Origin of the sequence: Serratia sp. MMO-28 (assembly GCF_037199905.1) — a bacterium.
Lineage (GTDB): Bacteria > Pseudomonadota > Gammaproteobacteria > Enterobacterales > Enterobacteriaceae > Chania > Chania oryzae.
Genome location: NZ_JBBCVB010000056.1, coordinates 1 through 7,166 on the forward strand (window position 1 = coordinate 1; position 7,166 = coordinate 7,166).

At 55.5% G+C, this 7,166-nt stretch carries 6 protein-coding genes; 4 read left to right on the plus strand and 2 right to left on the minus strand.

The annotated features are described in order from the left end of the window. Positions 1-134 precede the first annotated feature (134 nt). Positions 135-902 (minus strand): transporter substrate-binding domain-containing protein, encoded by a 768-nt coding sequence (locus WG891_RS26305; protein WP_337265051.1) that lies wholly within the window; start codon positions 900-902, stop codon positions 135-137. Positions 903-1,110: 208 nt separating this feature from the next. Between WG891_RS26305 and WG891_RS26310 the strand changes: the two genes are divergently transcribed. From WG891_RS26310 to WG891_RS26320, 3 genes are all read left to right on the plus strand, one after another. Next, the gene (locus WG891_RS26310) at positions 1,111-1,578 is read left to right on the plus strand and encodes an Lrp/AsnC family transcriptional regulator (RefSeq protein WP_076941742.1); all 468 of its coding nucleotides are present in this window, start codon (positions 1,111-1,113) and stop codon (positions 1,576-1,578) included. A gap of 87 nt (positions 1,579-1,665) precedes the next feature. Next, the gene (locus WG891_RS26315) at positions 1,666-2,859 is read left to right on the plus strand and encodes an amino acid aminotransferase (RefSeq protein ID WP_337265050.1); all 1,194 of its coding nucleotides are present in this window, start codon (positions 1,666-1,668) and stop codon (positions 2,857-2,859) included. Positions 2,860-2,892: 33 nt separating this feature from the next. After that, positions 2,893-3,246, plus strand: coding sequence for an MmcQ/YjbR family DNA-binding protein (locus WG891_RS26320; protein WP_337265049.1), 354 nt, complete (start codon positions 2,893-2,895; stop codon positions 3,244-3,246). A 41-nt stretch (positions 3,247-3,287) separates the two neighbouring features. Here the strand turns inward: WG891_RS26320 and uvrA are convergent, their stop codons facing one another. Further along, positions 3,288-6,119: an excinuclease ABC subunit UvrA gene (gene uvrA, locus WG891_RS26325; protein ID WP_337265048.1), complete on the minus strand. Its 2,832-nt coding sequence runs from the start codon at positions 6,117-6,119 to the stop codon at positions 3,288-3,290. 346 nt (positions 6,120-6,465) lie between these two features. On the opposite strand from uvrA, the gene ssb1 reads away from it, so the two are divergent. Then, positions 6,466-7,008 (plus strand): single-stranded DNA-binding protein SSB1, encoded by a 543-nt coding sequence (gene ssb1, locus WG891_RS26330; RefSeq protein WP_076941746.1) that lies wholly within the window; start codon positions 6,466-6,468, stop codon positions 7,006-7,008. Positions 7,009-7,166 lie beyond the last annotated feature (158 nt).

A 7,166-nucleotide genomic window follows, 5' to 3' on the forward strand; every position in this document is an offset into this window, starting at 1 on the left:
AAAGCTGTTAACGATATTAAACGCGATGCTGCGAGATAATAGGCAATGGGTGACAAATTAATCATCACCCATTGACTTTAAACACAGCTGCTCTCCCTGTGGGAGAGGGTTAGGGTGAGGGGGCATTCCTCAGCTTACTTCTTCACCGCCAGCCACTGATCGATAATCTTCTGATATTCGCCGGTGGCTTTGCTCAAGTGCAGCCACTGATCCACATACAGTTTCCAGCTCATATCATCACGCGGCAGCATGTAAGCTTTCTCGCCGTACTGCATCGGTTTGTCCGGGTTTACGGCACAGAGTTTCGGGTAGCGTTTCTGCTGATACAGCGCTTCAGAGGCATCGGTTATCATCACGTCGGCTTTGCGGTCCACCAACTGCTGGAAAATCCCCATATTATCGTGTGACAGCGTCAGGTTGGCTTTCGGCAGATAGGCACGAACGAAAGCTTCGTTGGTGCCGCCAGCGGGTTCGATCACCCGTACCGACGCCTTGTTGATCTGCTCTACGGTGCGATATTTCTTCACGTCGGTACAGCGTACCAAGGGGATTTTGCCGTCGGTATCCAGGCGTTCGGCAAAAAACACCTGCCTTTGGCGCGGTAACGTCACCGAGATGCCGCCCATGGCGATGTCACATTTCCCCGCAACAAAGTCAGGCATCAGGGTTTTCCAACTGGTTTTCACCCACTTCACTTTGGCGTCCAGGCTTTTGGCCAGCGACTCCGCCATGGCGATATCGATACCTTCGTAGCTGCCATCTTCTTTCAGGAAGGTATAAGGCTTGTAGTCACCGGTAGTGCAAACGTCGAGCGTTTTTTGCTGTAGAACTTTGTCCAGGTGCGATTGAGCGCTGGCGCAGCCGGTGGCAACCAGCAAAGCGAAGGGGAAAATTCTCTTCATAAACATCCTTATATTAATGGTTTTATGCGCTATTTAGCCGTTAGTTGTGGTTGATTTGCGTAATTTACCCGTTCTTTATGCCACTGATGAGCGAAGATGTCAGTTTTGCTGCTGCGTATCTCACAACCCGACAGGGGCGATGGTTTCAACGCCAAAAAAACTGATAGGCTGTAACGTCAACATTTCTTAACACAGTTTACAGGTGGTTATGTACAACATTGACGATTTTGATATGAAAATCCTGACGCTGTTACAGGCCAATGGCCGTTTGACCAACCAGGAACTGAGCGAGTTGGTCGGGCTTTCGGCCTCCCAATGTTCGCGCCGCCGTATCAGCCTGGAGCAGGAACAGCTGATCAGAGGGTATCACGCGCGGCTGGCCCCGGAGGCGGTCGGGCTTGGGCTGGTGGGCCTAATTGAGGTGAGCCTGCTAACCCACACTCAGGAGCAGATCGACAGCTTTCACCAGATGCTGGAAGACGTTGACGCGATTCTAGACGCGTATAAAACCACCGGTGACGCCGATTATTTATTAAAAGTGGCGGTGGCAGATTTGCCAGCACTCAGTGACTTCATCAGCCAGACGCTGTCGCGGCATAAAAGCGTGGCGCGGATTAAAACGGCGGTGGTGCTCAATCGCATCAAAGAGAACGGCTTACTGCCGTTGGCGAAATAAAGCGCTGGCTTCTGAGCGCTGCACTGCAGTTTGCAAGACGAAGAGTATATATTGTAACTCGACCCCTAAAACCAGGAGAACCAACCCGTGTTCCAGAATGTTGATGCCTATGCCGGTGACCCGATCCTGTCGCTGATGGAAAAATTCAAGAAAGACCCCCGTACGCACAAGGTGAACCTGAGTATCGGCCTTTATTATAACGAGCAGGGCATCATACCACAGATGCAGGCGGTGGCTGCCGCAGAGGCGCAGTTGAACAGCGTTGAGCACGGCGCATCGGTCTATTTGCCGATGGAGGGCCTGCAACCCTACCGCAGTGCGATCCAGCACCTGCTGTTCGGTGCCGAACACCCGATGCTGCAGCAAGGGCGCATTGCTACCATTCAGACCGTGGGCGGTTCCGGTGCGCTGAAAGTGGGGGCCGATTTCCTGAAGCGCTATTTCCACGATTCGCAGGTATGGGTCAGCGATCCGACCTGGGAAAACCACGTCGCCATCTTTAGCGGTGCCGGTTTCACCGTGAATACCTACCCCTATTTTGACGGCGAGAGCCTCGGCGTGAAATTTGATGCCATGCTGAGTGCATTGAAAAAGCTGCCCGCCAAGAGCATCGCGCTGTTGCACCCTTGCTGCCATAACCCGACCGGCTCCGATCTCACTGCGGCGCAGTGGGATGAAGTGGTTAAAGTGGTCGCCGAGCGCGATTTGATCCCGTTCCTGGATATCGCCTATCAGGGGTTCGGTGGGGGTATCGATCAGGATGCTTACGCCATTCGCGCCATTGCGGCGGCGGGCTTGCCATGCCTGGTGAGCAACTCGTTCTCGAAGATCTTCTCGCTGTACGGCGAACGTGTCGGCGGGCTTTCGGTGGTGTGTGAAAGCAGCGAAGCCGCCGAGCGCGTGCTGGGCCAACTGAAAGCCACCGTGCGCCGCAACTATTCCAGCCCGCCGAACTTTGGTGCGCAAGTGGTGGCCAAGGTGCTGAACGATGCGCAGCTGAAAGCGCAGTGGCTGGCGGAAGTGGAAACCATGCGTACCCGTATTCTCGAGATGCGTCAGGCTTTGGTGGAAACCCTGAAGAGTGCGTTGCCGCAGCGTAACTTTGACTATCTGCTGGAGCAACGTGGTATGTTCAGCTATACCGGTTTCAGCGCGGAACAGGTCGATCGCCTGCGTGAAGAGTTCGGCGTTTATCTGATCCACAGCGGCCGCATGTGCGTAGCCGGGCTGAATCACCATAACGTTCGCCAAGTGGCTGAGGCATTTGCCGCCGTGCAGTGACGGCGAACTGAGGCTTTATCAGAGGAGATCACCGTGAACCAACAGCAACTGCTGGATTACTGCCTGACTAAACCGGGCAGTGAACAGGATTATCAGAGTGACTGGCAGGCCGATCGGGTCAAAGTTGCTGACAAGATGTTTGCGCTCATCGGTGAAGCCTATGGTCGGCCCGTGATTTCATTAAAGTGTGGCATAGAGCTGGCGGAACAGTTGCGCGAGCAGCATGCGGAAATTATCCCCGGTTACTATTTGAATAAAGCGCATTGGAACAGTGTTTATTTGGACGGCGCTTTACCGGACTCACAGTTTTATCAGTTGATCGACATTTCCTATCAACTGGTGGTGGCCGGATTATCGAAGAAGAAACGCCAGGAGCTGGGTCTCTGAGAGTAAAAACCGCTCCTGCTTGATGCAGGAGCGGTTTCATATCACTTTTTATTCAGCATGGGCTTAAGGAAGCGGGCGGTGTGCGATTCTTTGCAGTTCGCCACGGTTTCTGGCGTGCCGGAAACCAGGATCTCACCGCCGCCGCTGCCGCCTTCCGGCCCCAGATCGACAATCCAATCCGCCGTTTTAATCACGTCCAGGTTGTGTTCAATCACCACGATGGTGTTGCCCTGATCGCGTAACTGATGCAGCACCGCCAGCAACTGCTGAATGTCGGCAAAGTGCAGGCCGGTGGTGGGCTCATCGAGGATATACAGCGTCTGGCCAGTGCCACGTTTCGACAGTTCACGCGCCAGCTTCACGCGCTGCGCTTCCCCACCGGAAAGGGTGGTGGCCGACTGGCCGAGACGAATGTAAGACAGCCCCACATCCATCAACGTTTGCAGCTTGCGTGCCAGCGCTGGCACCGCATCGAAGAAATCACGGGCTTCTTCAATGGTCATTTCCAGCACTTCGTGAATGCTTTTGCCTTTGTACTTTACTTCCAGCGTTTCGCGGTTGTAGCGCTTGCCTCTGCATTGATCGCAAGGCACGTAGATATCCGGCAGGAAGTGCATTTCAACTTTGATCACCCCATCGCCCTGGCAGGCTTCGCAGCGGCCGCCTTTGACGTTAAAGCTGAAACGGCCTGGCGTATAGCCACGGGTGCGCGATTCCGGCACGCCTGCAAACAGCTCACGCACCGGCGTAAAGATGCCGGTATAGGTGGCAGGGTTGGAACGCGGCGTGCGGCCAATCGGGCTCTGATCGATGTCGATCACCTTGTCGAAATGCTCCAGCCCGGTGACTTCGCGGTAAGGGGCCGGTTCGGCAATGGTGGCACCATTCAGCTGGCGCTGGGCGATCGGGAACAGGGTATCGTTGATCAGCGTGGATTTACCAGAGCCGGAAACCCCGGTGATGCAGGTAAACAGCCCGACCGGCAGCGTCAGCGTCACGTCTTTCAGGTTGTTGCCGCGCGCACCGCTTAGCTTCAGCACCTTGGTCGGATCCGCCGGTACGCGCTCTGCCGGGATAGCAATCTCGCGCTTGCCGCTGAGGAACTGGCCGGTCAGGGATTCTGGCTGGGCCATGATGTCGTCAACGGTGCCTTCTGCCACCACATGGCCGCCGTGCACACCGGCACCTGGGCCGATATCGATCACGTGATCGGCGGCGCGGATCGCATCTTCGTCGTGCTCAACCACAATCACCGTGTTACCCAGGTTGCGCAGGTGGATCAGGGTTTCCAGCAGGCGTTCGTTATCGCGCTGATGCAGGCCGATGGAAGGCTCATCCAGCACGTACATCACACCCACCAGGCCCGCGCCGATCTGGCTGGCCAGGCGGATACGCTGCGCTTCGCCGCCGGACAGCGTTTCTGCCGAGCGGGAAAGTGACAGGTAGTTCAGCCCGACGTTAACCAGGAACTTCAGGCGATCGCCAATCTCTTTCAAGATTTTCTCGGCGATCTTGGCACGCTGGCCGCTCAGCTTCATATTCTGGAAGAACGTCATGGCATGGCCGATGCTGAGATCGGAGATCTGCGGCAGGGTGGTGTCTTCCACAAATACGTTACGCGCTTCTTCGCGCAGGCGGGTGCCGCTGCACGAAGCACAAGGGCGGTTACTGATAAACTTCGCCAGCTCTTCGCGCACCGCGCTGGATTCGGTTTCTTTATAGCGGCGTTCCATATTGTGCAGCACGCCTTCAAACGGATGGCGGCGCACGGTGGTGTCACCGCGATCGTTAATGTATTTGAATTCAATGGTTTCTTTGCCAGAACCATTGAGCACCGCTTTTTGCACGCTGGCAGCCAGGCTGTTGAACGGTGCTTCCACATCAAAGTCATAGTGCTCCGCCAGCGAGCGCAGCATCTGGAAGTAATAGAAGTTGCGGCGATCCCAGCCACGGATCGCGCCACCCGCCAGCGAAAGCTCGGGGTTTTGTACCACGCGTTCCTGATCGAAGAACTGTTGTACGCCCAGCCCGTCACAGGTGGGGCAGGCCCCCGCCGGGTTGTTGAACGAGAACAGGCGCGGTTCCAACTCGCGCATGCTGTAACCGCAGATCGGGCAGGCGAAGTTGGCGGAGAACAGCAGCTCTTCGGCCTGTTCGTCGTCCATATCGGCCACCACTGCCGTACCACCAGAAAGCTCCAGCGCGGTTTCAAATGACTCCGCCAGGCGCTGCGCCAGATCGTCACGCACCTTGAAGCGATCCACCACCACTTCAATGGTGTGCTTTTTTTGCAGTTCCAGCTTCGGTGGATCGGAGAGATCGCACACTTCGCCGTCGATACGCGCGCGGATGTAACCTTGAGTCGCCAGGTTTTCCAGCGTCTTGGTGTGCTCGCCCTTACGATCTTTCACCACCGGTGCCAGCAGCATCAGGCGCTTGCCTTCGGGCTGGTTGAGCACGTTATCCACCATCTGGCTGACCGTCTGCGCCGCTAGCGGAACGTGATGATCCGGGCAGCGTGGTTCGCCGACGCGGGCAAACAGCAGGCGCAGGTAATCGTGGATCTCAGTAATGGTCCCGACGGTGGAACGCGGGTTATGCGAGGTAGATTTCTGCTCAATGGAGATCGCCGGTGACAGGCCTTCGATATGGTCGACGTCCGGTTTTTCCATCAGCGAAAGAAACTGGCGTGCGTAGGCAGAGAGCGATTCGACATAGCGCCGTTGCCCTTCGGCATACAGCGTATCAAAGGCCAGTGAAGACTTGCCGGAACCCGACAGACCGGTGACGACAATCAGCTTGTCGCGCGGGATAATCAGGTTAATGTTTTTGAGATTATGGGTTCGAGCACCGCGAACTTCAATATTGTCCATTTACACTTCCCGTCAGGATGATACACCGTGCTTGTCTGGGTTCTTTTGCAGGAAATTTTGTGACGTAACGCGCAAAAAACCGGCACAGCCAGGTCGAAACGCATAATTATGACACAAAATAACCTGAATGAATATCCAGTATATGTATGCAACAAGGTCGAGTGCGGAGACAATTCTGCAAGGCGCTTCGCAGGTATAATCTAAGCAGGTGGCATGCTACAATTTGTGGTTTAGACTATGCAAAATTGTGGTTTGTAGACCCGATGTAGTTGGAGTTGCGGCGTTGTTGGCTGCGGCTTCAAGTGATAAGGGGATATCCACCTAATGATTCATCAGGAGATCTAACATGGCCAGCAGAGGCGTAAACAAAGTAATTCTGGTCGGGAATCTGGGCCAAGACCCAGAGGTCCGTTACATGCCTAACGGTGGCGCGGTTGCCAACATTACCCTGGCGACCTCCGAGAGCTGGCGTGACAAGGCTACTGGCGAGCAGAAAGAAAAAACGGAATGGCACCGCGTGGTGTTGTTCGGCAAGCTGGCGGAAGTGGCGGGTGAATACCTGCGTAAAGGTTCTCAGGTGTATATCGAAGGTTCCTTGCAGACCCGTAAATGGACCGATCAGGCTGGTGTAGAAAAATACACCACCGAAATCGTGGTTAACGTGGGTGGCACCATGCAGATGCTGGGTGGCCGTCAGGGCGGCGGTGCTCCGGCAGGTGGTGGCCAGCCAGCAGGCGGCCAGCAGGGCGGTTGGGGGCAGCCTCAGCAGCCACAGGGTAGCAATCAGTTCAGCGGTGGCCAGCAGGCTCCGGCTCGCCCTGCACAGAGCAGTGCGCCAGCCAGCAGCAATGAACCCCCAATGGATTTTGATGACGATATTCCGTTCTGATATTTATCCGATTCAATTCAAACCAATAGAAAGCCTCGCGAGAGGCTTTCAGACTGCTGACTAACCCCACTTTTTCAGGTGGGGTTCTTCTTTTCTAGCGACCGCAGGTCGCGATCGCGATATTTTTCCATAATACCGTCAGTTGAGCTTTCTGACCG

Excerpts from the sequence above, each read along its gene's own strand:
- WG891_RS26305 (WP_337265051.1), bottom strand. The coding sequence starts at position 902 with ATGAAGAGAATTTTCCCCTTCGCTTTGCTGGTTGCCACCGGCTGCGCC.
- WG891_RS26310 (WP_076941742.1), top strand. The coding sequence starts at position 1,111 with ATGTACAACATTGACGATTTTGATATGAAAATCCTGACGCTGTTACAG.
- uvrA (WP_337265048.1), bottom strand. The coding sequence starts at position 6,119 with ATGGACAATATTGAAGTTCGCGGTGCTCGAACCCATAATCTCAAAAAC.
- ssb1 (WP_076941746.1), top strand. The coding sequence starts at position 6,466 with ATGGCCAGCAGAGGCGTAAACAAAGTAATTCTGGTCGGGAATCTGGGC.